The sequence below is a fragment of the Pseudochelatococcus sp. genome, assembly GCF_050946405.1.
Classification (GTDB): Bacteria; Pseudomonadota; Alphaproteobacteria; order Rhizobiales; family Beijerinckiaceae; genus Pseudochelatococcus.
The window spans coordinates 184,163-209,140 of sequence record NZ_JBMNUS010000008.1; the positions used below are offsets into that span (position 1 = coordinate 184,163).

The 24,978-nt window shown below is 66.4% G+C and carries 18 protein-coding genes; 8 read left to right on the top strand and 10 right to left on the bottom strand.

Annotated features, from left to right (window positions below; all coding sequences use genetic code 11):
- The first annotated feature begins 183 nt into the window (after window positions 1-183).
- Window positions 184-753 carry an HNH endonuclease gene (locus ACOYJQ_RS13460; RefSeq protein WP_433459084.1) on the top strand — a complete coding sequence of 190 codons (570 nt, stop codon included), beginning with the start codon at window positions 184-186 and terminating at the stop codon, window positions 751-753.
- 18 nt (window positions 754-771) lie between these two features.
- Here ACOYJQ_RS13460 and ACOYJQ_RS13465 read toward each other — a convergent pair whose 3' ends face one another.
- Genes ACOYJQ_RS13465 through ACOYJQ_RS13475 form a run of 3 tightly spaced genes read right to left on the bottom strand, consistent with a single transcriptional unit; the run spans window position 772 to window position 4,192 of the window.
- Complete coding sequence (locus ACOYJQ_RS13465) at window positions 772-1,266, bottom strand: YbaK/EbsC family protein (RefSeq protein ID WP_433459086.1); 495 nt, start codon at window positions 1,264-1,266, stop codon at window positions 772-774.
- Window positions 1,267-1,279: 13 nt separating this feature from the next.
- Window positions 1,280-2,602: a UDP-glucose dehydrogenase family protein gene (locus ACOYJQ_RS13470; RefSeq protein WP_433459087.1), complete on the bottom strand. Its 1,323-nt coding sequence runs from the start codon at window positions 2,600-2,602 to the stop codon at window positions 1,280-1,282.
- Between the two features lie 33 nt (window positions 2,603-2,635).
- Window positions 2,636-4,192 (bottom strand): TerC family protein, encoded by a 1,557-nt coding sequence (locus tag ACOYJQ_RS13475; protein WP_433459089.1) that lies wholly within the window; start codon window positions 4,190-4,192, stop codon window positions 2,636-2,638.
- A 324-nt stretch (window positions 4,193-4,516) separates the two neighbouring features.
- On the opposite strand from ACOYJQ_RS13475, the gene ACOYJQ_RS13480 reads away from it, so the two are divergent.
- The 4 genes from ACOYJQ_RS13480 (at window position 4,517) to ACOYJQ_RS13495 (ending at window position 7,491) form a co-directional block, all read left to right on the top strand.
- Entirely contained in the window at window positions 4,517-5,113 is a 597-nt protein-coding gene (locus ACOYJQ_RS13480; RefSeq protein ID WP_433459090.1) for a sigma-70 family RNA polymerase sigma factor, read from the top strand.
- Window positions 5,100-5,849: an anti-sigma factor family protein gene (locus ACOYJQ_RS13485; RefSeq protein ID WP_433459091.1), complete on the top strand. Its 750-nt coding sequence runs from the start codon at window positions 5,100-5,102 to the stop codon at window positions 5,847-5,849. The genes ACOYJQ_RS13480 and ACOYJQ_RS13485 overlap by 14 nt, the downstream gene beginning before the upstream one ends.
- A gap of 93 nt (window positions 5,850-5,942) precedes the next feature.
- Window positions 5,943-6,668, top strand: coding sequence for a Bax inhibitor-1/YccA family protein (locus ACOYJQ_RS13490; protein WP_433459093.1), 726 nt, complete (start codon window positions 5,943-5,945; stop codon window positions 6,666-6,668).
- A 148-nt stretch (window positions 6,669-6,816) separates the two neighbouring features.
- On the top strand, window positions 6,817-7,491 hold the full coding sequence (locus ACOYJQ_RS13495; protein ID WP_433459094.1) for an exopolysaccharide biosynthesis protein: 675 nt from the start codon (window positions 6,817-6,819) through the stop codon (window positions 7,489-7,491).
- A gap of 7 nt (window positions 7,492-7,498) precedes the next feature.
- On the opposite strand, the gene pbpC is transcribed toward ACOYJQ_RS13495, so the two are convergent.
- A complete protein-coding gene (gene pbpC / locus ACOYJQ_RS13500) occupies window positions 7,499-9,586 on the bottom strand; it encodes a penicillin-binding protein 1C (protein ID WP_433459095.1) in 2,088 nt (695 codons plus the stop codon).
- Window positions 9,583-14,817, bottom strand: coding sequence for an alpha-2-macroglobulin family protein (locus ACOYJQ_RS13505; RefSeq protein WP_433459097.1), 5,235 nt, complete (start codon window positions 14,815-14,817; stop codon window positions 9,583-9,585). Before ACOYJQ_RS13505 ends, pbpC begins: the two co-directional genes overlap by 4 nt.
- Window positions 14,818-15,182: 365 nt before the next feature.
- Between ACOYJQ_RS13505 and ACOYJQ_RS13510 the strand changes: the two genes are divergently transcribed.
- Entirely contained in the window at window positions 15,183-15,638 is a 456-nt protein-coding gene (locus ACOYJQ_RS13510) for a type III secretion system chaperone (protein WP_433459098.1), read from the top strand.
- 11 nt (window positions 15,639-15,649) lie between these two features.
- A complete protein-coding gene (locus ACOYJQ_RS13515) occupies window positions 15,650-17,260 on the top strand; it encodes a hypothetical protein (RefSeq protein WP_433459100.1) in 1,611 nt (536 codons plus the stop codon).
- Window positions 17,261-17,386: 126 nt separating this feature from the next.
- Here the strand turns inward: ACOYJQ_RS13515 and ACOYJQ_RS13520 are convergent, their stop codons facing one another.
- The 5 genes from ACOYJQ_RS13520 to ACOYJQ_RS13540 all read right to left on the bottom strand — a co-directional run bounded on the left by ACOYJQ_RS13520 (window position 17,387) and on the right by ACOYJQ_RS13540 (window position 23,875).
- Window positions 17,387-19,840 (bottom strand): DUF3772 domain-containing protein, encoded by a 2,454-nt coding sequence (locus ACOYJQ_RS13520; RefSeq protein ID WP_433459102.1) that lies wholly within the window; start codon window positions 19,838-19,840, stop codon window positions 17,387-17,389.
- A gap of 84 nt (window positions 19,841-19,924) precedes the next feature.
- Window positions 19,925-20,764, bottom strand: coding sequence for an HpcH/HpaI aldolase/citrate lyase family protein (locus tag ACOYJQ_RS13525; RefSeq protein WP_433459103.1), 840 nt, complete (start codon window positions 20,762-20,764; stop codon window positions 19,925-19,927).
- Window positions 20,758-21,594: an FAS1-like dehydratase domain-containing protein gene (locus ACOYJQ_RS13530; protein ID WP_433459104.1), complete on the bottom strand. Its 837-nt coding sequence runs from the start codon at window positions 21,592-21,594 to the stop codon at window positions 20,758-20,760. Before ACOYJQ_RS13530 ends, ACOYJQ_RS13525 begins: the two co-directional genes overlap by 7 nt.
- Window positions 21,594-22,715: a CaiB/BaiF CoA transferase family protein gene (locus tag ACOYJQ_RS13535; protein WP_433459105.1), complete on the bottom strand. Its 1,122-nt coding sequence runs from the start codon at window positions 22,713-22,715 to the stop codon at window positions 21,594-21,596. The genes ACOYJQ_RS13530 and ACOYJQ_RS13535 overlap by 1 nt, the downstream gene beginning before the upstream one ends.
- The gene (locus ACOYJQ_RS13540) at window positions 22,715-23,875 is read right to left on the bottom strand and encodes an acyl-CoA dehydrogenase family protein (protein ID WP_433459106.1); all 1,161 of its coding nucleotides are present in this window, start codon (window positions 23,873-23,875) and stop codon (window positions 22,715-22,717) included. The genes ACOYJQ_RS13535 and ACOYJQ_RS13540 overlap by 1 nt, the downstream gene beginning before the upstream one ends.
- A 445-nt stretch (window positions 23,876-24,320) precedes the next feature.
- Here ACOYJQ_RS13540 and ACOYJQ_RS13545 point away from each other — a divergent pair, with 445 nt between their 5' ends.
- Window positions 24,321-24,743: a DoxX family protein gene (locus tag ACOYJQ_RS13545; RefSeq protein ID WP_433459107.1), complete on the top strand. Its 423-nt coding sequence runs from the start codon at window positions 24,321-24,323 to the stop codon at window positions 24,741-24,743.
- Window positions 24,744-24,978: the final 235 nt, after the last annotated feature.

A 24,978-nucleotide genomic window follows, 5' to 3' on the forward strand; every position in this document is an offset into this window, starting at 1 on the left:
CGCGATCCGAAGGCGATATCCGTTTGTTCAATGGATGAAGACGGTTAACGCCGGATGCGGGTTCTCTTCCACAATCGCTACAAATAACCTTCACATCAACGTCACAAGGGCTGTAGAATATCCGTCCCGAAGCAGAATAGTCTGTTTTTGGAAATCCCATCAGGGACATACGGAGACGGCAAGGTGACGGTTCACGTCCCACTTCCCGTTACGCCGGAAGCCTGTCCGGCGCTTGTCCTCAACGCTGATTTTCGGCCGTTGAGCTATTATCCGCTTTCTCTCTGGAGTTGGCAGGATGCAATCAAGGCGGTGTTTCTCGACAGGGTGAATATCGTCTCCGAGTATGAAACGGCGGTGCGAAGTCCCACTTTCGAGATGCGCCTTCCCTCCGTCGTTTGTCTTAAAACCTACGTTCAGCCCTCGCGCCACCCGGCATTCACCCGCTTCAACGTCTTTCTGCGCGACAGGTTTTCCTGCCAGTACTGCGGCTCCCGCGAGGACCTGACGTTCGATCACCTGATCCCCCGCTCCAAGGGAGGTCAGACAACCTGGGAGAACGTGGTGACAGCGTGTTCTCCCTGCAATCTGCGCAAAGGCAACCGCATGCCCCGCGAAATCGACATGTGGCCCATGCAGATGCCCTATGCGCCTTCGGTTCACGACCTGCATCAGAACGGCCGCCAGTTTCCTCCCAACTACCTGCACGAAAGCTGGCTCGACTATCTCTACTGGGACGTGGAACTGGAGCCCTGACACCGCCCGCCGGCGACCTCATGCTGTCGCGGCGGCGCGAGCGTCATCCTGCGGCGGCTGGCAGACGTCGATCCAGACGGCGTCGACGATCTCGGCCATGCGCAACGTATCGATGCGCACGGCGGAATTGATGGACCCCGCCGCCGGCACCACGGCGTCGAACGCCCGCAGCGATATGTCGCAATAGACCGGCAGCGGCGTGGCGAGACCGAAGGGGCAGACGCCCCCGACCGGATGGCCGGTCAGCTCGGTGACTTCGGCCGGGTCGAGCATCTTCGCCTTCATGCCGAAGGCGGCTTTCAGCTTGCGGTTGTCCAGACGCGCATCGCCGCGCGCGACGACCAGCACGACCTTGTCGCCGAAGCGCAGCGAAAGCGTTTTCGCTATCCGGCCCGGCTCCACGCCGTGCGCCTGCGCCGCAAGCGCGACGGTCGCCGTGCTGACCGACAGTTCGATGATCTCGATGTCTGGCGCGCGCGTTGCCAGAAACGCGCGCACGGATTCAACGCTCATAGCCCGCTCCGGTTCAGTCTTCGTACAATGCCTGCGGACGGCCGACGCTGACATAGGTGAAGCCCCGTCCCAGCAGGTCCTGCGGCGGATAGATGTTGCGCAGGTCCACCACGACCGGCTCCCTGAGCAATTGCTTGACCCGATCGAGATCGAGCGCGCGGAAGGCGTCCCATTCGGTGATGATCACCAGCGCGTCCGCACCGTCGATGGCGGCATAGACGTTCTCGGCGTAGATCACGCCGTCGAGCACGGTCTTGGCCTGCTCGACGCCCTCTGGATCGTAGGCCCGGACGGTGGCGCCCGCATCCTGCAACGTGCGGATGATGGCGATGGACGGCGCCTCGCGCATGTCATCCGTGTTGGGCTTGAAGGTGAGGCCCAGCACCGCGACGGTCTTGCCGGCGACGTCGCCGCCGCAAGCGGCGATCACCTTGCGGCCCATGGCGCGCTTGCGCACCTCGTTGACGGCCGAGACGGTCTCGACGATGCGCACGGGCGAGTCCGCGTCCTGCGCGATCTTCACCAGCGCCAGCGTATCCTTGGGAAAGCACGAGCCGCCGTAGCCCGGCCCCGCGTGCAGGAATTTCGGGCCGATGCGGTTGTCGAGGCCGATGCCGCGCGCCACCTCCTGCACGTTCGCGCCGACCCTCTCGCACAGATCGGCGATCTCGTTGATGAAGGTGATCTTGGTGGCGAGAAAAGCATTGGCCGCATACTTGATCAGCTCGGCCGTGCGGCGGTTGGTGATGATCAACGGCGACTGGTTGAGATAAAGCGGCCGGTAGAGCGCGCGCATCACCTCGCCGGCGCGCTCGTCTTCGGTGCCGACCACGATGCGGTCGGGGCGCTTGAAGTCGGCGATCGCGGCGCCTTCGCGCAGAAACTCGGGATTGGAGACGACGGCGAAATCGGCGTCGGGCCGCACCTCGCGGATAATCGCCTCCACGGCGTCGCCGGTGCCGACCGGCACCGTGGACTTCGTGACGATGACGGTATAGCCCTCGATCGCCGCCGCGATCTCGCGCGCCGCCTGATGGACGTAGGTCAGGTCCGCATGTCCGTCGCCGCGCCGCGACGGCGTGCCAACGGCGATGAACACCACATCGGCCGAACGCACGGCTTCCGTCAGTTCGGTGGCGAAGAACAGCCGGCCGGCTTGTACGTTGCTGGCGACGATATCGGCCAGGCCGGGCTCGAAGATCGGAATGTGCCCTTTCTCAAGGGCCGCGATCTTGGCCGGATCCTTGTCGACACAGGTGACGACATGGCCGAAATCCGCAAAACAGGCCCCTGAAACAAGGCCGACATAACCGGCACCGATCATCGTAACACGCATGTCAAGCTCCTGAAGGCAAGATGAAATCCGGGATCAAGCCCCTTTGGTATCGGCGATCACGCTGCCGATGCGCCGTCCGTCCATATCCGCGACCTCGAACCGCCAGCCGCGCCAGGTGAACGCTTCGCCCTTCTCCGGCAGATGACCGAGGTGCGCCAGCATGAAGCCGGCCAGTGTGATGAAATCGCCCTCTTCCCCCATGTCTTCCAGCGACAGCGTGCGTTCCACGTCGCCGATGTCCATGCGCCCGTCGAGTACCCACGCGCCGTCCGCGCGCCGGACCGCTTCCGGCCGGTCCTCGCCGGCCAGTTCCGGCAGATCGCCGGCGATCGCCGTGAGCACGTCCGTGAGCGTCACCACGCCCTCGAAAGTGCCGTGCTCGTCCACGACGATGGCCATGTGGACGTTGGACTGCCGGAAGCTGTCCAGCAGCCGGATGACCGGCATCGTATCGTTGACGTAGAGCGGCGCGCGCACCGCCGTTTCCAGATCGATGCGGCCGGTGCGGCGCTGCTGGTCCAGCAGGTCCTTGGCATGCACCACGCCGATCACGTCGTCGACGTCGCCGCGGCACACGGGAAAGCGCGAGCGGCCGCTCTGGCGGATTTCCTCCAGCACCACGTCGGGACCGTCGGCGGCATCGAGCCATACGGTATCGACACGCGGCACCATGATGGAGCGCACGCTGCGCTCCCCGAGCGTCAACACGCGCTCGATCATGCTTCTTTCCGCCGGCGTGAAGGCCGTTTCGCCGCCGCTGGTCGAGATGATCGCCGCCACCTCTTCCGATGCTTCCGGCGCGTCCTTGCCGCCGCGCAGGATGCGCAGCACGGCGCGCGCCGTCCGGTCGCGCAGGTCGACGCTGGTCACGCGCTTGCGGACATTGCGGCGCCCGACCTGGTTGGCGGCCTCCACGAGAATGGAGAAGCCGATGGCCGCATACAGATAACCCTTCGGGATATGGTAGCCCAGCCCCTCCACGATGAGGCTGAAACCGATCATCAGCAGGAAGCCGAGGCACAGGATGACGACCGTGGGATGCCGGCTGACGAAGGCCATCAGCGGCTTGCTGGCCACCATCATGACGGCCACCGCGATGACGACGGCGATCATCATGACCGACAGGTCCTTGACCATGCCCACGGCGGTGATGACCGAATCGAGCGAGAACACGGCGTCGAGCACCACGATCTGCGCGATGACGTGCCAGAACACGGCATAGGCGCCGCCGGCCGATTTTTCGCCGTGGTGGCCCTCAAGCCTCTCGTGCAGCTCGGTCGTGCCCTTGAACAGCAGGAATGCGCCGCCGCCGATCAGGATCACGTCACGCCATGAAATTTCCGCCCCCAGCACGGTGAAGACGGGATAAGTGAGCGTGACGATCCATGAAATCGACGCCAGCAGCGCGAGTCGCATGATGAGCGCCAGCGACAGGCCGATGATGCGCGCCTGATTGCGCTGCTCGGGCGGCAGCTTGTCCGCCAGAATTGCGATGAACACGAGATTGTCGATGCCGAGGACGATCTCGAGCACCACCAGAGTCGCGAGACCGGCCCATGCGGCGGGGTCCGCCATCCATTCCAGCATCATCAGTCGTTTTCCGTGGCTGATAGCGCAACAGCGAGGTGTGTGCGAAACATGATACCGAAAGAAGGCGGAGCGAACGTCTCATTCCTGCGTCCGGCACGGCAGGCAGGCGGCTCAAGGGGGGCGGACACTGACGGCTCCATATCCACGATCGATCGGCGCATGGCGGTGCGCCCACCTCATATAGAAGAACCCCCCTGCCGCCAACAACCCCTAATGGAGACGGAAATTGCGAATTCGACAAGGGTTGCGGGAAAGTCTGCGGCTGACGTCAAAAAAATTCGGGCGAAGGCGGAATAGATTCGGCATCGGTTCCGTATATGCAGTATGAAGCACGATCAGGACACTTCCCGGATCACCAATCCCCTGCCCGATGTGCTCGGTCAGCTCGGAGCGCTGCGGCGCTACGCCCGCTCGCTGACGCATGACGACGGCGAGGCCGAGGATCTCGTCCAGGACGCGCTGGTCAACGCCTATGAACGGCAATCGTCTTTCCGGCCGGACAAAAGCCTGCGCAACTGGTTGCTGTCGATCGTGCACAACACGTTCATCGACCGCGTGCGCACGCGCCTTTCCGAACGCAGGCGCGTGGAACAACTCACGTCCGACCTGCGCGCCAATCCGGCCGACTATCGGGTGCTGCCCGCGCAGGAACATGCGCTGCGGCTGGCGCAGGTGCGCCAGGCTTTCATGGCGCTGCCTGAGGAGCAGCGCGCCGTGCTGCACCTCGTCTCCATCGAGGGCATGACCTATGCCGAGGCGGCGCAGGCGCTGGGCGTGCCGGTGGGCACCGTCATGTCCCGGCTGGCGCGCGCACGCGCGACGCTGCGCAGCTTCGAGGAGCAGCCCGCCGCCCGCCCGCCCGCAAGCGCGGGCGTCATCCATCTGCGTATCGTGGGAGGTTCTGGCGATGCGAACGGTTGATCCTGTCATCGAGGCCGATCTCCAAGGCTATCTGGACGATCAGTTGCCGGTCGAGCGGCGCATCGCCGTGGAGGCGCATCTTGCCGCGCATCCCGAGTTGGCCGCGCGCGTCATGAAGGACATGCGGCTGCGCGACGAGTTGAGGCTCGCCCTCACCCGCCCCGGCGGCCTGCCGCGCCCGCAGACGACGCAGGCCGCGCGGCGGCTGGAACGTTCGCTGCGCTGGCGCAGGCGGTCCGCCGCCTTGCGGCGCATGGCGGCCATCGGCGTGTTCCTGATGGCGGGATGGTTCGCGCACGCGCAGTTCGGCGCGCTGGGCATCGATTCCGTCTCCGCCTCCGGCTTGCCGCCCGCCTTCGTCAAGGAGGCGCTCGACGCCGGCCGGACGAAGGAAGCGTCCCGCGTGCCGGTTTACGATCCGGCCAGAATCCTGGCGGAGACGGCTATCACGCTGCCGGTTCCGCCGGAGGGCTGGAGTGCGGAGGATGTCGTCATCGCTCCGTCGCGATACGGGCCGAGTGTCGCCATACGATTCCGCGCCGCCGATCTGGGGGCGGTTTCGCTGATCGCCATCCGCCCCGGCGTGTTCAACGTGGTGCCCGTGACGCTCGCGCATGCGAACGGGACGATCATCGCCCATTGGCAGATCGGCGAGGTCGCCTATGCGCTGGTCGCGCGGGAGGAGAGCGAGGAACTCGACCGCATCGCCGACGATCTCGTCAAAACCCTTTATTGAGTTTCGGGCGACAGGTATCGCGAGATACTTGCGCCCGGAGGCCGCACTGACCACCTGTTAGGCAACATCGACTTTCAACACGGAGTGATATCCATGAACAACACGCAGCCCGGCTTCGGCTGGCAGACTTCCACCCGCGGCCTCGACCGCGCGGCGTTCGACGAGGGCCTGCGCCAGCATATGCTGCGCGTCTACAACTACATGTCGCTCGGCCTTCTGGTGACCGGCGTCGTCGCCTTCATCGTCGGCACGACGCCCGCGCTCTACGTTCCGATCTTCTCCACACCGCTCAAGTGGGTGGTGATGCTGGCGCCGCTCGCCTTCGTCCTGTTCTTCTCGTTCCGCATCAACAGCATCTCCGCCGGCGGCGCGCAGGCGTTGTTCTGGGCGTTCTGCGCGGTGATGGGCCTGTCGCTCGCGTCGATCTTCCTCGTGTTCACGGGCACGAGCATCGCGCGCACGTTCTTCATCACGGCGGCCATGTTCGGCGCCACGAGCTTCTACGGCTATACGACCAAGCGTGATCTGTCGCAGTTCGGCTCGTTCCTGATCATGGGCCTGATCGGCGTGATCATCGCGAGCCTCGTCAACCTCTTCATCGGGTCGACGATGCTTCAGTTCGCGGTGTCCGTGATCGGCGTGCTCGTGTTCGTCGGCCTGACGGCCTGGGATACGCAGACCATCAAGGAGCAGTACGCGGAGAACTTCTCGTCCGAGTCGCAGCAGAAGCTCGCCATCTTCGGCGCCTTCTCGCTTTACCTCAACTTCATCAACATGTTCCAGCTCCTGCTTTCCCTGACGGGTCAGCGCCAGGAATAAGCTTCATGCATATGTGCCTTGCGGATTCGCGCAATCCGCAAGGTTTGGCTTGTTTCTGCCCCGATGGCGCACGATGACGGCAGGTGCGCCATCGGAGGGGCCAGACAATGACGCCCGGCTCAGAAGGCGTTTCGGGAGGCAAGTTGAGATGTCCTGTACCCGTGCCACGTCCACCCGAGCCGCTTCGGGCTCGAACCTGATTCCCAAGATCCGCCGCCGCCCGCCCGGCCGCCGGCTGTGGGTCATCCTGCGCACGCTCGCCCGCGACACCAGCCGCGAGCGCATTTCGGTCGGCGATCTGCTCGACACGATGCACGACCGCGCGTTCGGCGCGCTCATGTTCATCTTCGCGTTCCCGAACGTCCTGCCCACACCGCCCGGCACGTCCGCCATTCTCGCCGCGCCGCTCGTTTTCCTGACGGCTCAGATGATGGTGGGCCGCAAGCCCTGGCTGCCGCAGATCATCGCCGCCCGCTCGATGGCCCGCAAGGATTTCGCCGCCATGACGGAGCGCGCGGTGCCGTGGCTCGCCCGCGCTGAGCGCCTTCTGCGGCCGCGCCTGTCGCATCTCGCCCGCCCGCCGGTGGAATATCTCATCGGCGCGATCTGCTTCATGCTCTCCGTCATCCTGCTGCTGCCCATCCCGCTCGGCAACATGCTGCCGGCGCTTGCCATCTGTCTGTTCTCGCTCGGCATTCTCGGGCGCGACGGCGTGTGGGTGCTGCTCGGTCTCGTGGCGACGGCGGTGTCGCTGGCCGTTGTCGGCGGCGTGCTCTACGGCCTGCTCAAGAGCGCGATCTTCATCATCACAAACGCCTTCTGACGGCATTTCATTGGATGCGCACGGTGACGCTGTCCGTGTCGCCGCGTGAATCGATGACGGACAGCCGCGCGAAGCCCGTGCCGTCGGGCTTCCAGCGCGTCTCGCGCCTGAAAAGCCCCTGCTCCACCGGCCGGCCATTCACTACCCACGTCAGCGGCGGCACCCCGCCGGTGGCCTTGAGGGCGAGTTCCTGCAACAAGGTTTCCTGCCTCGTGCCGCCGGCCAGTCCAAGGTCGATCATGGCGCCTTCCGGCGGAAAGGCGATGCGCAGCGGTGCGTTGATGGTGGCGGCGAGATTGCGCGGTGCGTCGCGGCGCAGGTGCCGCAGGGGCGGCGGCAGAGTGGCGCTCGTCGCGACCAGCCGGCCGCCCGGCGCGATAAGCGGCAGCGGCTCGCGCCCCAGCCGCGCGAACGCCTCGAACAGCAGCGGTGCCGCCGTCTCGCGCGCGACAAGCCCCGGCACCGCGCCTCCGTCTGGCCGGCCGAGCCACACGGCGATCGTCGCCCCGCGGTCGAAGCCAATGGCGACCGCATCGCGATAGCCGTAGGAAGTGCCGGTCTTGTAGGCGATCCGCCCGGCAAGCGCGTTGTGGGGCGCAGGAGCGCCGCGCAGGATATCCGCGACATACCACGCCGCCACCGGCTGCACGAAGGATGCGCCCTCCGTCTCTCCTCCGTCGCGCCGATAGCGCAGCGCCGGCACCGCGCCGCCGCGCGCAAGGCCCGCGTAGGCTGCGGCAAGATCGGTGAGCCGGATGCCGAGCCCGCCGAGCGCGATGGCGAGACCGGGCTCCCCGCCCTCGCGCGGCAGTTCCACGCGCACCCCGGCGGCCCGCAGCCGCGCCAGCAGATGCGCCGGGCCGACCTCCGCCAGCAACGCGACGGCCGGCACGTTGAGCGACAGTTGCAGCGCCTTGCGCGCCGTCACCGTGCCCTGATACGTCTGATCGAAGTTCTCCGGCGCGTAAAGGCCGTAGCGTGTCGGGCGATCTTCCAGAACGGTTTCGGGATGCGCCAGCCCCGCTTCGAACGCCAGCGCATAGACGAACGGTTTCAGCGCCGATCCGGGCGAGCGCACGGCCCGCGCGGCGTCGACCCATCCCGCCCGTTCGGACGCCATGAAATCCGCCGCGCCGACATGCGCCAGCACCTCGCCCGTGGCGTTGTCGATGACGAGGATCGCCGCCGATACCTGCGGCCCGATACGCCCCGCCGCCTCGCGCGCCAGCACCTCCATCGCGCTTTGCAGCCCGGCGTCGATGGTGAGCGGCAGGATCCGCTCGTCCGGCGTCGCCGCCCTTTCCGCCTCCGCCACGTGCGCGGCCAGCATGGGAAAGGCGCGCCGCGCTTCCGGCATGGGTGCGGCGAGGGCCGCTTCCATTTCCGCCGCGCCGATCAGCCCCCGCGCGAGGGCGCGTTGCAGCACGCGCGCGCGGGCCACGCGGGCGCGGTCGGGAAAACGATCCGGCCGGCGCGCTTCCGGCGATTGCGGCAGCGCCACCAGCAACGCCGCCTCCGCCGTGGACAGGCGCCGCGGCTCCTTGCCGAAATAGGCGAGGCTCGCCGCGCGCACGCCTTCCAGATTGCCGCCGTAGGGCGCAAGGCTCAGGTAGAAGGCAAGGATCTCGTCCTTGGTGAACCGGCGCTCCAGTTCCGCCGCCCGCACCGCCTGGCGCAGCTTCGCGGCCATCGTGCGCCCCGCGCGCGGCTCCATCAGCCGCGCCACCTGCATGGTGAGCGTCGAGCCGCCGGAAACGACGCGGCCTTCCGCGAGCATCTGCATCGCCGCCCTGCCCGCCGCCAGCGGATCGACGCCCCTGTGGTCGCGGAAGCGTCGGTCCTCATAGGCCATCAGCAGGTCGAGAAAGCGGGGATCGACATCCGCCACCGTCGCGGGCAGCCGCCAGCGTCCTTCGCCGAACGTGAAGGCGCGCAACACCGTGCCGCGCCTGTCCAGCACGACGGTGGAATGGCGGCCTGCGGCGGCGATATCGAGCGGCGGCAGGCGCGCCGCGAACCACCAGAGTCCGCCCGCGGCCACTATCGCCGCAAGGAGCGCCAGCGTTCCCGCCGGCACGAGCAGCCTGCGGATCACGGCGCCGCCTTCGCGCCCGTCACCTCAACGACGCCATGTCCCGTGCGGCCGAAGCGGTCTGGCCGATAAAGATCCTCGACGACGGCGGGCGGATGCCCGTAGCGGCCGGGCGAAACCGCCCGCACGACATACGCCACCGAGAAGAACGCGGGCTGATCGGGCGTGCGCGCGAAAGAAGCGACGAAACGGTCATCGCGGTATTCGACATGGGTGGGCTCCACGTCGCGCGTCAGCCAGGGTAGCGCGGCGACATCGGCGCTGTCGACGAGGCGCGGATTGTCGATCTCGAAACCGGCCGGCAGAAAATCCACCAGCAGCGCCTGCGCCTGCCGCGCATCGCGCTCCGTCACCTTCAGCACGGTCACCAGCCGCTCGTTCTGAGTCACTTCGGCGGGATCGGCCGGCTTGCCGTCGAGCCGGAAATAGGAGCGCTCCACCGCATAACCCTGGTCGAGCGCCGGTTCGCGCGCCACCGGGTTGCCGGCCACGCCGATCACCGCCTGCACCGGCGTGTCGCCGTCATTGGCGATCGTCACGGTTCCGGCGGCGAGGTCCGTGCCGGACAGCGTGCGGAACAGCGGCCCCGTGTGCGGCACGCCATCGACGGTGAGCGAGAGGGTTTCCGCCTCCTGCGCAAGGCTTGCCGCCGCGAGCACGGCCCATGTATCTTCCTGCGTGCTGGTGTGGCCGCGCCCGTCGCGCGCCCGCTCCAGCACGTCGCCGATAGCGGCGAGATGCGCGCGCCCGGCGCCCGTTTCACCCACGAGCGCCAGCACGCCGGCCGCATCGCGCAGCACGGAACCATAGTCGCTGCGCCCGCGCTCGTTGTCCTTCGCGTTTTCGAGCGCCGCCGCCGCCCGTGCCATCACCCGGTCGGCGCGCGTGCGGTCGCCGAGCAGCGCAAGCCCCGCGCCGATCTGCGCCTGCGCCAGCGGCGAGCCGAAGGAGGCGAGCCGCACATCGGCGAAATAACGCAGGTCGCCGATGACCGGCCGGCCGTTGCGCGCCAGCACATAGGCCGCATAGGCAAGCGCCTCGCCCTCGCCGTCCGGGAAGTCGGCGCTGTTGACGACCGCGTTGCGTAGCCGGTCGAGCGTCTGGGTGAAGGCGCGCTGCGGCACCGCGAACTCGCGTTCGCGCGCCCGGGTGAGAAAATCCGCTACGAAAGCGTCGAGCCACAGGTCGTCGCCGCCGACCGACCACAGGCCGAAGGAACCGCTCGCATCCTGGCGCGACAGCACCCGCGCGATCGCCTCGTCGACGCGGGCATCGGCGTCGGTGTCCGGGGGCAGCGCATTCAGCGCCGCCAGCGTGTTGGCGTAGAGCAGCGGCAGCGCGCGACTCACCGTCTGTTCGGTGCAGCCGTAGGGGAAACGGTCGAGCGCGCCCAGCAGCGCCGGCACGTCGAGCGCCGCCAACGGCGTCACCGACAGCGACACGACGCCGGTGCCCGGCCGGAAATCCGCCAGCAGATCGCCAGAGAGGCTGACGCTCCCGCCCCGCGCCAGCGGATGCACCGTGCGGCGCGCCAGCGGCCGCGTGCCCGCGCCGACGCCGATTTGCAGCGTCTGCGACGCATCGACGCCGGGACCGGAGATCGTCGCCGTGAGCGAGGCGCGCCCCACGCCGGTCGCCGTCACCGGAATCGCGAACCCTTCGCCGCCGCCCCGATCGAGCCGGATGGCCGGCTCCAGCACCCGCGCATCGACCTGCAACGGGCCGTCGACGGTCAGCGCGAGGCGATAGTCGCCCGCCGGGCCGGCGACGTTATCCACCGCCAGGAACAACAGCGACGAATCATCGACATTGAGGAAGCGCGGCAGGCTCGCCGACACCACCACCGGATCGCGCACGATCACATCCGCGTCCGCCTGTCCGACGCGCCCCTTCGACCACGCGACCGCCATCAGCCGCACCGTGCCGTTGAAGGCGGGAATCTCGAACGCGACAGGCGCGGTGCCGTCCGCCGCGACTTTGACGACGCCGGTATAAAGCGCGAGCGGCGCCTGTGCCGGCGGCGAACCCTCCAGTTGCAGCGCGCCGGCATCTCCGCCCGAGCGGATCGCGCCGCGCGTGCCCTGCATGCCGTCGATCAGGAAGCCGTAAATGTCGCGGATATCGGTGCCCAATTGCCGCTGGCCGAAGAAATGATCCTCCGGCCGGGGCGATTCGTAGCGGGTGAGATTGAGAATGCCGACATCGACGGCCGCGACCGAGACATAAGCCTCCTCGCCGGGCTGCAACCCGCCCACCTTCACCGGCACGGACAGCGTGCCGCGCGGCGTGATCGTGCGTTCCCCGCCGAGATCGACGCTGATCGTGCGCGCCGCGCGATCCACCGAAAACCACGCGAGCCCCAGCGCCCGCCCCGGCTGCCGCCGCGCCTCGACATCGAGCGGACGATGCGCCAGCGCCACGACATACGCGCCCGGCCCCCATTCCGCCTTCACGGGCAGCGTGACGCTCGTCCCCTCCGGCGTCACGTCGACGGTGCGCTCCTCATGGATACGGTCGCTCGCGACGACGAGCGTGATCTTGCCGGCGAAGCGCGGCTTCAGCGCCACGGTCAGGTCGTCGCCGGCGGTATAGGCGGACTTGTTCAGCACGAGTTCCAGCCGGTCGGGCGTGTCCGCGCTCGCCGTGCCGCCGAAGCCCGACGCGAAGCTCACGCTCGCCGGCTGCAAGGAGCCCCCGACGGACGAAACCTCGAGCCGGTAGCGCCCCCATTCCACCGGCACGCTGATTCGCGCCGGCTCCTGCACCGTCAGATCGAGCACGCCGTCCCGCACCCGTCGCGTCGTGGTGACGGTCTCGAACGACCATTGCCCGCCCTGGTTGAACCACTGAAAGCGCTGGTCCACGCGCGAGAGCGTCCAGCGCGCCTGCCCCGCCTGCCGAGCGCCATCCGGCGCTGCGGCAACCACCTCGAACGTCGCCTGCGCGCCTTCGGTGAGGTTGTCGAACAGCGGCCGCACGCCGATCACCGGGCCGGAGGGCAGGACGGGCAGCGTCACCGACCGCTCCACCGCCCGGCCGCCGGCTTCCGCCACGCGCAGCGCGATCCGCGCCTCGACGGGGCGCAGCGCGGCGACGTCCGGCACGGCGACGGTGAGGCTCGCCCGGCCTTGGGCATCCGTCACCGCGCCGCCGGCGATATCCAGCGTCACGCTCTCGAAAGCCTCGTCGTCGATGCCGACGCGAAAATCCTCCAGTCCGGGCACGGCGGTCCGCGCCGCCTGCTGCACCGTGACCTCGCCGCTGACATCGAGCCCCGCAGCGGGCGCGCCGTAAAGATATTGCGCATCCACCCCGATATCGGCGGTCTCGCCCCGGCCCAGCACCGGCGCGCGCGGGGCGAGCGTCAGGCCGATGCGCTCCGGCACGTAATCCTCGACCAGAAACGTGGTTTCGCCGACCGGTTCGCCCTTCGGGTCCACGAAGGCGAGCACGCGCCAGGTGCCGTGCGCCGCTCCGGCCAGCAGCGGCAGCGACCACGCCCGCCCGCCGAGGCCCTGATCGTCGACGACTGCGCGCCTGTATTCGACGCCGTCGGGCCGGCGCGCCACGAGTGTCACGGGCAATCCGGCTGCGGCCTGCCCGGCCGCGTCGCGCAGCAGCGTGGTGACATGGACCGTCTCGCCCGTGCGGTAGACGCCGCGCTCCGTGAACACCTGCCCGTCCAGCGGGCCGGGCGCCGCGCGTCCTGCGACGCCGCGATCGGTGAGATCGAAGGGCGGTTGTTCGAGATCGAGAAAATTGTAGTCGCCCGCCTCCGTCGTCGCGACCAGCAGGCCGGGGCGCGCGCCGCCCTGCCCGCGCGTGAGGCCGGGATCGAAGGTCGCCGCGCCCTCGGCGTCGGTGCGCATGCGCGCCAGCACCTCGTTGTTGCGCGCGACGAGCCGCAGTTCCACACCCTCGGCCGGCGCGGCGGAAGCGAGCGAGCGCGCCAGCACGCGCAATCCGCCGCCGTTCGTCAGCGCCGTGAGCCCGATATCCGACACGACGAACCATTGCGTGGCGCGCTGGCTGTAATCTTCTTCCGCCGGGGGGCCGCCGGCGGGACGGGCGGTCATCGCGTAGACGCCGGGCGACAGGCGTTTGCCCACGGCCTCGTGCACCGGAAAGGCGACGATCTCGTCCCTGTTGAGCGTGGAAGGTGTGTCGAGCGTGCCGCTCCACACCTTTTCGCCCCGCTCGCCGGCAAGCGTGTCGATCACCCAGCGGCCGAGCTGGTCGAGGAAACCGCCCTCGCGAATCGTGGCGAGAAGATTGCGGTCGCCAACGCGGAAAATATCGATCTCGACGGCATCCGTGTTGACGGAAACGACCGGAATGCCCTCCTGCCCCGTCGACGGCAGCACATAATTGCGGCCGGTGAAGCGCACGGCGGGGGCGCGGTCGCGCACATAAATCTCGTAATCGGCGTTGCGCAGCAGCGCGTCGCCCGAGGCGGACGGCAGCCCCTGCCGCAGCACCACGGCGTAACGCTCGCCGTGCTTCAGGCCATCCACGCAAACCTGCGATTCCTCTCCGGTGACGGCAGCGCCGGCGGCGCCGGCGATCGCGACGAAGGGGGCGAAATCGACCCCCTTCGCCACCGGATCGGAAAACCGGAAACAGGCGCGCGGCGAAGCGGCGTCCGAATCCACCGTGTTGCCGGTGATTCGAAAACCGTGGCGGGCGCGCAATTCCTCATAGACCGTGCGCACGGCGGGCGTGTCGTGCAGCGCGAGCGACGCCTTGTAGCTTTCGAGCGCCTCGCGAAACAGCGCCGAGCGCACCTGCACCTCGCCCAGAACCGCAAGCGCCCGCGCCTTGTCGGCCGGCCGCGCGGCACGCTGGAAGCCAGCGTAAGCCGCCGTCCGCGCCCGGTCGAGCCATTGCAGACGCAGCCCGTAATCGTCGGTCTCGAAGGTGGAAGCCAGACGGGCGTAGTTCAGCCATTCCTGAAATTTTTCCGGCTCGCGCAGCAGCAGCGCGCCGGTGAGCGCCAGAACCCGCGCCGTGTCGCTCCGTCCCGTCGCCTCGCCGATCTCCTTGCGAAGCTGTGCCAGAGAGCGCGACAGATCGGCCTGCGTCGCGCCGCGCCTCAAGGTGGTGTCGAAGCGCGCAACGTTGCTCGCCAGATCGTTGCGCTGGAAGGCGGTCTGCGATAGCGCCGCGCCGGGCAGCAGCCCCAGGATCAGCGCGGCTGGCAGGATCAGGCGCCGGAACAACGCGGGAAACGGCATCGGTGCTCTCCACGGCTACGGGGTCGCGTGACAGGGGCCGAAACGACCTGCGCCGGGAAGGATGAACCAGCCCGCCACCAGATGCAAGCACGCCTCTCCGACGCCGCCGCCGGATTTCCTCAAGGAAATGTTAACATCTTGATATGACGTTTATGTCATAAATTTCTGACAAAAAATTCGATATGTGCACATATTTGACATAGTTCTCTAATGGTATTCCTCCTTGCCGCAGGAGGAATCCGCCGCCCGGAGCGGTGGTGATTGCGGATGGTTCCGGGGCGGTATCGTCCCGGATGTTTGGGAGATCGAAGCGATAATGACGCTGATTTTGCGAGATTCGCCGCATTCGCGGCGGCATTATTTCAATGTCGACGTTTGAGAATCTGATCGTCGGCCTGGCCCGCGAAGCCGGAATTATTCTTTCCGGCACAATCGAGAGTCCGGTCGAGTTCAGATACGACGGATTGCCCGTCGTGATTTCCGAAGATCTGCGATCGGGCGTGAGCGAGGTCATCGTCCATGCCCAACTCGGGGAAGTGCCGCGAGAGCACGAGCTTGAGGTTTATCGCATCCTTCTGGAAGCGAACGTTCTCTGGTCCGCGACGGCCGATGCGACGCTTGGCGTGAACTCCGATACCCGCCAGGTGATCATCTGCTACCGCATGCCGCTTGCCGGTCTCGAGCCGGAAAGCTTCGCGGCCGTGATCCGATTCTTCGTCGACGTCGCCCGCAAGTGGGCGGATTTCATCGAGGCCGCCCGCACGGAAGGCCATGTTCAATATCCGGCTGACATTGCCGGAGAAACTCTTATTCGCATATGAAAGGGACGGCCATGCAATTACTCGGAACCAAGGCAGAAGCTGGACTGCTACAGGCCCTCTCCGGACAATCGAACGCGAGCACGAGATCGGTACAGCATAGTGGCCATACGTCCGAGAACGGCCCTGTCACTGTCACCTTCGTTCAATCCGCGTCCGAAAACGTTGAGACGTTGCGGGAGAATAGCAAGAAGCGTCTTGCATCGCTGCCCTGGGGGCGCGTCATGACCGGGGTGGTCGCGGGCATTCTCGTCATTCCGTTCGGAATGACGAAACTGGCTCTCGGCCTCACGCTCGGCATCGTCGGCCAGGTCGTCGGCAGGGCCGTCAAATTCGTCGAGGATTCCGGTATTATCAGCAGTCTGAACAAATTGCGGAGCGAGCGCGCCGCGCTGCACGCCTATTTCAGCAGCCAGACGCAGCAGGAGAAGTGCATCCTCGGCGAGAAGCTTTCGACAGTAAACGGCGAAGAAATCTCCGTCGGGGAAGCGCTGGAGAAGTATCGCCTCACGCTCGACGGGCGCATCTCGTCAGAGGAAATGACAATGTATGTCGCCCTTGGCGAAGCTCTCATCACGGAGCTGACAAGGGACGAAAGCGACGGCGTGCCTCCTGTGACGCTGCGCGCCGCCAACGGCGATCCGCTCCGGATCAACGGCAGGGAGGTGAGGCTCGAATCCGACCGCGATACGGCGCGCGCCATAAGCTGGTATACCTATGCCAAGGCGATCGCCGACAATCACCGCGCGAGCGAGGCGCCGATCGATCTTAACTCTCCGTCCGTCACCTTCGTCATCCCGGACTCCGGCAACAGGGTCGGCACCTTTCTGTCGGCTTCGGACAACGCCTACGGCCGGTGCTCGACTCACATGAAGGAGTTCACCCAGAACCGCGACAGCAGTTTCGCAGGCGGCATGAAAGCGCTGTGGGAAGGTGGTTTCGCGGCGGCTTTCGCCTATGCCGCGAATGGTCAGCCCCTTCAGCGCGGGATCGAGGACGCCGACAACAAGCTGCCGGGTCCGGGAGGCGGCGCGGTGCTGTTCGCCAGCATCTACGCGACGAACGGAACGGAAGCGGCGCTCATGCTCAAGCCCGAGTCGGGCGGCATGCCGACGACTCTCGGGCTCGGGGGCAGGAATGCGGATCTCGCCGATGGCTGGGGCGAGCGGATTCTGGGCACGAGCAACGCCGTCTGGCGCTGCCTGGGGCATACGCTCCATTTCGTCAAGGACAGCAATCCCGGGCACTATCGCGGCGAAAAACCCAACAAGGGCGTAGTTGGAAAGATTCTGAAGGACGCAACGACGAGGCTGGTCGAAATCGCGCCGGACCGGCGCAGCATGATCGTCGGGAACATCGAGAAGAGCGGTTTCGCCGGAACGTTCACGGCGGCGGAGAACATCCTTGATACCAAAGGCCACGATCGGCCCTCCGTCGTGGACCCGATTGCCGCAGTGATGAAAGACGTAACCGCCGCTTCCACGGATCTGGGCACTGCGGCACCCCACGAGCGCATAGGCAGCGAAGTGCGGCTACACGGATGGCGCAGGGAGCCGACGCGGCACGCCGGCTCGTCGGCGCCCTCCCCTGCTGCGATCGCGCTGCTGAACGGGCCTGAGGACTGACGGAAAGCGGCATCCGGCACGACGAGATCTTCGTCGGACGTCAACGGCGTTCGGCGAAGATGGAAAGTTCGTCCGCGCGGCGCGGCCCTCCGGCCGCCTGTCCCGCGGAGATCGGTGCGGCGGCGATCAGGCCGTGTCGTTACCGGTTTCAGGCTGCTCCACGGGCGCGGTCTCTCGCGCCCGCCGGCCGAATCCCCACGGTTCCGCCTCCAGCGGCCTGGGCGGTATGAAGCCGCGCGCCCGCAGCCGTTGCAGGACGGCGAGGTTGAGCTGGCTGGTGACGGAGGTCGATTCCTGGATGTTGCCGATGAAGCACCACAGTTCGAAGCGCATCTTGCTGTCCGTGAACTCCATCAGATGCGCGACGGGCTCGGGGTGTTTCAGGACGGACGAATGGTCCCGCGCGCAATCCACCATCAGGCGGCGGACTTCGTTTTCGTCCGCGTCGTAGGCCACGCCGATCGAAATGATGATGCGCCCGGTCCTGCCGGTGTGCAGCCGGTTCTTCACCACGCCGGATACGAGATTCGAGTTCGGGATGATGACGGACGAACGGTCGAATGTCTCGATTTCCGTCGCGCGCACGTTGATGCGTCTGACGTAGCCTTGATCCGAGCCGACGACGACCCAGTCTCCCACGCGTATCGGACGCTCCCACAACAGGATGAGGCCCGATACGAAGTTGTTGACGATGGATTGCAGGCCGAAGCCCACGCCCACGGACAGCGCGCCGGCGACGAGCGAGATGCGGCTGAGGCTGAGGCCCAGTTGCGTGCAGGCCAGCGCCACGGCGATGAAGAAACCGACATAGCCGACGGCCGTGCGGATGGAATTGCGGATGCCGGCGTCAAAGCCGGTGGTCGGCAGATACTTGTTCTCCAGCCATCGCTGCAACGCGTGCGTCACGAGGGTTACGACGGCGAACGTCAGCGCCGCGCTGACGATATCGGCGGGCGCGATCGATATTTCGCCGATGCTGAAACCCATCCGCACGGCCTGCAAGGGCGCATAGAGATCGTGCGTCTCCATTCCCCACGGCGCGACAACCAGAAGCACGGCGATGACGAGCAGCACGAGCTTGAAGATACCGGCCGTGAGCACGCTGAGCTGCTCCACCGCGCGGCGGCGCAGTCCCATGTTCGTTTGCAGGAAGAGCGATGTCCGGGAATGGCGTCCCGGCAGCTTCTCCAGCAACTCCTCCGTGAAGACCCGCAGCAGGAAATAGATGCCCGTGACGCTCAGGATCCAGACCACCTGATCCACCACGAACGACGCAAAGGCGATGTAACCGATCGTCACCGCCAGCACGATCGCGAGCACCGCCAGCCAGCAGACGGCCACCGTGATGCCCCGGTAATCCGTTTCCGCCGGCACATAGGGGCCGAAATCGTCGACTTCCGGCGGCGCCAGTCTTTTCAGCCCCCGTAGCGCCCAGGCCATGAGCCCGGCCACCGCCAGCGAGCGAATGCCGTCGGTGACGACGACAAGGGGGAGAGTGGCGCTGATGGCCGCCACCATGGATTGCAGCACCGTTCCCGCGAGAATGACGATGGTGCCCAGATTCGTGACGCGGGACATGTGGCGGGCGGCTTCGTCATCCACCTCGAACAGCCGCCATGCGGTCAGCTCGGGTGCGAACAGCGCGTCGGCGAGCGCGCGCATGAATACGAGGAACACGATGCCGAACAGCAGCCACGAAATGACGGGAGCGAGACGCCCGCCGAGCAGATTTTCCGAATCGAGCGCCATGTAGAGCACGAGATTCGCGCCTGCCACCGGCACCGAGCGGGCGAGCGTGATTCCCAGCGCCTTCAGCACCCTTTCCAGCCGGCTCGGCTCCGTATCGGCGGGGTCTCGCCACGTCAGGCGCGGCAGCACGCGCAATCGCAGCCAGTGCAGCAGCGCGCCGACGAGACCGGCGACGAGCACATAAGACAGCCCGCCCCTCTCGAACCGTTGCCGCACGTCCCAGGCCCAATTGCCGAACGCGCCGCGCAGGGCGCGGAAATCGCCGGGCAGCGCCGTGGCCACGTCACGCCACAGGGACGGGCTCCAGAGGCTCGCGCTGCGCGCAAGCAGCGAGCGGGTAAAAGCCGTGCGCCGCAAATCGCTGATGCGTGTCGATATCTGGTTCGCGTGCACCAGGAGCGCTTCGGCGAGCTTGATGCCTGCATTCAGGTCGGCAAGAGCGGCGCTCTTTTCCTTTCGTTCGCCGGCAATGCTCTCGCTTTCGGGCTGCGCGTCGTCCTCCGGCTTGGCGCCCAGTTGTTCGAGCTGGGCGTTGAGCGCCTGCGCGCGCGGCGTCAGATCGCCGATGACGGCGAGAATTTCGGCCCTCAGCCCGTCGATGGACTGGCGCAGACGCGACATGCCGGGATCGGCATGCTCGTCCGCGTCGACATCCTTCTCGATCTGATCCAGCGAGGCCCTGATCGTATCGAGCTGCTGCGTCAGCGGCGCCGGATCGGTCACGGCAAGGGCGGAAGACGCGCCTGCCCACGCACAGAACAGACATGTGCAGAATAAACACGCGATCAGCAGGGACAGGTATTGGGGAAGGCCGGATTCGGCATGACGCATGGCTGACAGTTTTCCTCGCGGGGCCGGGGCGTGAATATGAAACCGGGGCGGGATCATAGAACAAGCTGCCACGCAAGAACACTGTCAGCGGCGATTGGTTCCGCTCTCCGTCTGGCCAGCCTGCGCGATGATGGTGCGGGCGCGGATGCGCACCGGTTCATCCACCATGGCGCCATCGACGGAAACCGCGCCATCGCCGGAGGCCAGCACCTGCCGCGCCCAGGCGATCTCATCGGCGGCGGGAGCGAAGGCGCGCTTCACTTCGGCGATCTGCTTCGGGTGGATGCACAGTTTCCCCGTGAAGCCGAGCGCGCGGGCATGCGCCGCATCATCATGCGCGATGGCGGGATCGCCGAGCTGCACCGTCACGCCGTCGACGGGCGCGGCGATTGCGGCCAGACGCGACGCCAGCACGAGTTGCAGGCGTATGGGCAACAGCACTTCGCGCAGGTGGGCGCAGCCCAGATCGGCACAGAAATCCACCGAGCCGAAGGCGAGCCGCGCGACGCCCGGCGTTTCGGCGATTTCCCGCACCCGCGCGACGCCGCGTGCGCTTTCGATCAGCGCGATCAGCGCAACGTCGCCGCCAAGCCCGGCGGAAACCGCCGCGAGCGCCGCCGGATCTTCCGCCTTGGGCAGCATGACGGCCGCGACCGGCAGCTTGCGCACGGCCTCCACATCCGCCTCATGCCAGGAGGTGCCGGCGGCGTTGATGCGCACGATCACCGGCAGGTCGGTGAAATCCGCGGCGAGCGCCGCGCGCGCCGCATCCTTCGCATCGGCGGCGACGGCGTCCTCCAGATCGAGGATCACCGCATCCGCGCCCGAAGCCGCCGCCTTGACGAAGCGATCGGGGCGATCGGCCGGCACGAAAAGAGGCGCGCGGATCGCGGCGACGATTTCCCTTCTGCTCCGCTCTACCATTCCGCCCTTGCCTCCATCGCCACCGGCCCATTGGCGCGGGCCGTCCAGAGCTTGAGGCCGTCGCCGTCTTCATCCGCATTGAGCGTGAAATCCGCGTTGTCGAACAGCGGCGACAGGCTGCGGAACGAGAAGCGCGCCGGCGGCCCGCCGCGAACCCCGGCGGCGAGATGGACCAGCATCGTCGCCTGCATCGGCCCGTGGACGACGAGCCCCGGATAGCCTTCCACATCGCGGGCATACGGCGCGTCATAGTGAATGCGATGGCCGTTGAAGGTCAGCGCCGAGTAGCGGAACAGCAGCGGCGGCGTCGGCACGATCCGGCGGTGATGCGCCCCTTCCGGCGCGGCGGTCGGCGCGGCGGCCGCCGGTTTCGGACTTTCCGCGTCGCGGTAGACGATATCCTGCCGCTCGCTGATGACATGGCGGCCGTGGGCCGTGACACGGTGTTCCACGGTGACGAAGCAGAGCGGCCCGGTGCGGCCTTCCTTCAGCACGACATCGCGAATGCATGAGGCGCGCGTTACCGTTTCGCCGATGCGGATATCGTCGTGGAAGGTGAATGCGCCGCCCGCCCACATCCGCCGCGGCATCGGCACCGGCGGCAGGAAGCCGCCGCGGGCGGGATGGCCGTCCGGGCCGAGTTCAGCGCCGTCGACCGCGGGCTGGCCGAGACAGAGATGGATCAGCAGCGGCGCGGACGCACCGGGCGCACTTGCGCCGGCGAGATCGAGCGTGGCGTTGAAACGGCGCACCAGCGCCGGCGTCACCTCCTCCGAGGCGCTTTCCTCGCGTCCGATCCATTCCCTCAGATGAGCGATATCGACGTCCATCAGACGTTCTCCATGCTGGCCGTTTCACGGTTCAGCGGCGGGACCGCGCCGTAAAGGCGCTCCTCGCCCGCGAAAACCGGTCCGGGCGCGGGATAGGATACCGGCCCGTTGGGCGTGTCGACAGTGATGCGGCGCAGATGCGGATGGCGCGACAGACCTTCCATGTCGTTCACGGAGGCGAAGGCGACATCCGCCGCCTCGATATCGGCCAACGCCGCGTCACCCGTGCGGGCGGCGAAGGCGGCGGCCACGACGGCATCGGTTTCCGCCCGGTTGCGCACGCGCGCCAGGTTGGTGGCGAAGCGCGGATCGGTGCCCAGCGCCGCATCGCCGAGAAACACCTGCGCCAGATTGCGCCATTCGCGATCGCTCTGCACCGAAATGAGGATCTGCTTGCCATCCTTCGTGCTGAAAACGCCGTAGGGCGCGATCGAGGGATGCGCGAGGCCGATCCGCCGCGGCGACTTGCCGCCCTCGTGGTTGAGCAGCGGCACGGTCAGCCAGTCGGCCATCACGTCGAACATGGAGACGCCGATATCGGCCCCCTTCCCCGTGATTCCGCGACGGATCAGCGCTTCGAGAATCGCCGCATAGGCGGTGGCCCCGGTGGCGATGTCGACGATCGAGATGCCCACGCGCGCCGCGCTCTCCGGCCCGCCCGTGACCGAGCAAAGACCGGATTCCGCCTGGATCAGCAGGTCGTAGGCTTTTCGCGAGGCCATCGGCCCGCCTTCGCCGTAGCCCGAAACGGACAAGGTGATCAGCCGGGGAAAATCGCGCGACAATCGCCCCCGATCGAAACCCAGCCTGTCCAGCGCGCCGGGCTTGAGGTTCTGGATCAGCACGTCGGCATCGCCGAGAAGCGCCGCGAGCGCGGCCTTCCCTTCCGGCTTCGTCAGATCGAGCGTGACCGATTCCTTGCCCCGGTTCAGCCAGACGAAATAGCTCGACAGGCCGGCCGCCACATCGTCATAGCCACGGGCGAAATCCCCTTCCGGCCGCTCGACCTTGATGACACGCGCCCCGGCATCCGCCAGACGCGAGGATGCAAAAGGCGCGGCGACCGCCTGCTCGATGGCGACGACGGTGATGCCCGCCAGTGGAAGCTGCACGCCCGCCATCAGAACGACCTCGGCAGACCGAGCACATGCTCGGCGACGTAGGAAAGGATGAGGTTGGTCGAGATCGGCGCCACCTGATAAAGCCGCGTCTCGCGGAACTTGCGCTCGACATCGTATTCGCAGGCGAAGCCGAAACCGCCGTGGAACTGGAGACAGGCATTGGCGGCCTCCCACGACGCCTTGGCCGCGAGATATTTCGCCATGTTGGCCTGCGTGCCGCAAGGCTGATGCGCATCGTAAAGGCGGCATGCCTCGAAGCGCATCAGGTTCGCCGCCTCCACCTCGATGAAGGCTTCGGCAATGGGAAATTGCACGCCCTGGTTCTGGCCGATGGGGCGGCCGAACACGATGCGCTCCTTGGCATATTCGGACACCTTGTCGATGAACCAATAGCCGTCGCCGATGCATTCGGCCGCAATCAGCGTGCGCTCGGCGTTGAGACCGGTCAGGATGTACTTGAAGCCCTGCCCCTCCTCGCCGATGAGATTCTCGGCCGGGATCTCCAGATTGTCGAAGAACAGCTCGTTCGTCTCGTGGTTCACCATGTTGAGGATCGGCCGGACGGACATGCCCTTGCCGGTCGCTTCACGGATGTCCACGATGAAGATCGACAACCCCTCCGACTTTTTCTTCACTTCCGCCAGCGGCGTGGTGCGGGCGAGCAGGATCATCAGGTCCGAATGCTGGACGCGGCTGATCCAGACCTTCTGACCGTTGATGACGTAGCGGTCGCCCTTCCTCACGGCGGTGGTCTTGATTTTCGTCGTATCCGTGCCGGTGGTGGGCTCCGTCACGCCCATGGATTGCAGGCGCAACTCGCCCGAAGCGATTTTCGGCAGATACCGGCGGCGCTGCTCCTCCGAGCCGTGGCGCACCAGTGTGTTCATGTTGTACATCTGGCCGTGGCAGGCGCCGGAATTGCCGCCCGCGCGGTTGATCTCCTCCATGATCACCGACGCCTCGGTCAGCCCGAGCCCCGAGCCGCCGTATGTCTCGGGAATGAGAGCCGCCATCCAGCCCGCTTTCGTCAGCGCGTCGACGAATTCTTCCGGGTAGGCGCGGGCCTCGTCGATCCTGCGATGATACTCCGCCGGAAACTGCGCGCAAAGATCGCGGATCGCCTCACGAATGTCCTGATACTGCTCTGATACGGTTTGCATCGCCTCACCCGACAAAACAAAAATCACCGCGGCGCGAGGGGTTTGAAACGCCCTCGGCAAGGTTCAGCCAGACGCGTTTGGTTCGCGGATATTGGTGGAGCGCCGGGCTTTCTCACGGCCGGGGTAGCCGGATCGCAACCGCCGAGGAGGCCGGAAAGCCGATATCGCGATGTTGTTCCGACGTCGTAGCCAATGCCTTCGTAACGCGCCGGACAGGGATAAAAAAATGCTATTTTTCTCTTATAGATATAGCAATATTCTATAGCGTTTTCGAGCGATGCGACAATTGGAAGACGCTCTGGCTTGCCCGCTTCAGGGGAGCATTCCCGAATTATCAAAAGCAGGGATTGAGAAGGGGCAGGAAGCATGAAATGGTGCGCCGCGCTGTTCAGACGGCGAAGGTAGATCGCAAATTCTCCGCGAGGATTTCAGAGGGGTCGGCCAAATGGAGCGTATTTTCGCCAAGAATTGGTTCGGTGTTATCGCACGCGTGGTTCTCACGTTCATGTTCTGGGCAAGCGGTCTGGCAAAATCGATCGACTTCTCCGCCGGAATGGCCGAGATGACGCACTTTGGTCTGGAGCCGGCGGCGTTCTTCAATGTCGCCACCATCGTCGTGCAGCTCGGCGGTTCCGCGCTCATCATCCTGAACTTTCATGCCTGGGCAGGCGCCCTCGCGCTCGCCGTCTTCACGGCTGCAACCATTCCCATCGCGCATACCTTCTGGACCATGGAGGAGCCGATACGGACGATCGAGTTCTACGTCGTCGTGGAGCATATCAGCATCATCGGCGCCTTGCTGGTCGTCGCATGGGCCACGTCACGCAAGGATCGCTCGACCCCGGCGCCGGCCCAGGCCGGCATCTAGAGCAACTTGCGTTCAAGTCGATTGATTGATTTGAACGCAAGTTGCGGTATAATATAGAATTTAGAGCGGCGTGACGATTCTGCTTGAATGCACGCCGTTCTAAATCGCTTTCACGCATAACGGATGCCGCTTGGCGTGAGGATAATGCGTAAAAAAAAATTTACAGTTTTTTCGGCGTTTCAACGAAAAGCCCGTAAGCCGATCGGCCGGGTCGGCTTCCGAAATACTCCAAAAC

Coding starts and splice junctions, on each gene's coding strand:
- ACOYJQ_RS13470 (WP_433459087.1), bottom strand. CDS start 2,602: ATGCGTGTTACGATGATCGGTGCCGGTTATGTCGGCCTTGTTTCAGGG.
- ACOYJQ_RS13515 (WP_433459100.1), top strand. CDS start 15,650: ATGCAATTACTCGGAACCAAGGCAGAAGCTGGACTGCTACAGGCCCTC.
- ACOYJQ_RS13490 (WP_433459093.1), top strand. CDS start 5,943: ATGAACAACACGCAGCCCGGCTTCGGCTGGCAGACTTCCACCCGCGGC.
- ACOYJQ_RS13495 (WP_433459094.1), top strand. CDS start 6,817: ATGTCCTGTACCCGTGCCACGTCCACCCGAGCCGCTTCGGGCTCGAAC.
- ACOYJQ_RS13510 (WP_433459098.1), top strand. CDS start 15,183: ATGTCGACGTTTGAGAATCTGATCGTCGGCCTGGCCCGCGAAGCCGGA.
- ACOYJQ_RS13525 (WP_433459103.1), bottom strand. CDS start 20,764: ATGGTAGAGCGGAGCAGAAGGGAAATCGTCGCCGCGATCCGCGCGCCT.
- ACOYJQ_RS13540 (WP_433459106.1), bottom strand. CDS start 23,875: ATGCAAACCGTATCAGAGCAGTATCAGGACATTCGTGAGGCGATCCGC.
- ACOYJQ_RS13545 (WP_433459107.1), top strand. CDS start 24,321: ATGGAGCGTATTTTCGCCAAGAATTGGTTCGGTGTTATCGCACGCGTG.
- ACOYJQ_RS13465 (WP_433459086.1), bottom strand. CDS start 1,266: ATGAGCGTTGAATCCGTGCGCGCGTTTCTGGCAACGCGCGCGCCAGAC.
- ACOYJQ_RS13485 (WP_433459091.1), top strand. CDS start 5,100: ATGCGAACGGTTGATCCTGTCATCGAGGCCGATCTCCAAGGCTATCTG.
- ACOYJQ_RS13530 (WP_433459104.1), bottom strand. CDS start 21,594: ATGGACGTCGATATCGCTCATCTGAGGGAATGGATCGGACGCGAGGAA.
- ACOYJQ_RS13535 (WP_433459105.1), bottom strand. CDS start 22,715: ATGGCGGGCGTGCAGCTTCCACTGGCGGGCATCACCGTCGTCGCCATC.
- ACOYJQ_RS13475 (WP_433459089.1), bottom strand. CDS start 4,192: ATGATGCTGGAATGGATGGCGGACCCCGCCGCATGGGCCGGTCTCGCG.
- ACOYJQ_RS13480 (WP_433459090.1), top strand. CDS start 4,517: ATGAAGCACGATCAGGACACTTCCCGGATCACCAATCCCCTGCCCGAT.
- ACOYJQ_RS13505 (WP_433459097.1), bottom strand. CDS start 14,817: ATGCCGTTTCCCGCGTTGTTCCGGCGCCTGATCCTGCCAGCCGCGCTG.
- ACOYJQ_RS13520 (WP_433459102.1), bottom strand. CDS start 19,840: ATGCGTCATGCCGAATCCGGCCTTCCCCAATACCTGTCCCTGCTGATC.